This window comes from Vibrio sp. 03_296, assembly GCF_002265885.1.
In genome coordinates, this window is the sequence record NZ_NPKW01001192.1 from 1 (window position 1) to 519 (window position 519).

Consider the following 519-nt stretch of genomic DNA (forward strand, 5'->3'; position numbering starts at 1 on the left):
CCGCAGCTTCGGTTTACAACTTAGCCCCGTTACATCTTCCGCGCAGGCCGACTCGACTAGTGAGCTATTACGCTTTCTTTAAATGATGGCTGCTTCTAAGCCAACATCCTAGCTGTCTAAGCCTTCCCACATCGTTTCCCACTTAGCTGTAATTTGGGACCTTAGCTGGCGGTCTGGGTTGTTTCCCTCTCCACGACGGACGTTAGCACCCGCCGTGTGTCTCCCGGATAGTACTTACTGGTATTCGGAGTTTGCAAAGGGTTGGTAAGTCGGGATGACCCCCTAGCTTAACAGTGCTCTACCCCCAGTACGTACTTCGTCCGAGGCGCTACCTAAATAGCTTTCGGGGAGAACCAGCTATCTCCGAGTTTGGATTGGCCTTTCACCCCTAGCCATCAAGTCATTCCGCCTAACTTTTCAACATTAGTCGGTTCGGTCCTCCATGTTGATGTTACTCAACCTTCAACCTGCCCATGGCTAGATCAACTCGGTTTCCGGGTCTATATCCAGAGATCGTAT

1 rRNA gene is annotated in these 519 nt (G+C 51.1%); it reads right to left on the reverse strand.

Going from position 1 to position 519, the window contains the following annotated elements:
• Nucleotides 1–519: ribosomal RNA gene (locus CIK04_RS30885) — 23S ribosomal RNA — on the reverse strand; the annotation flags it as partial.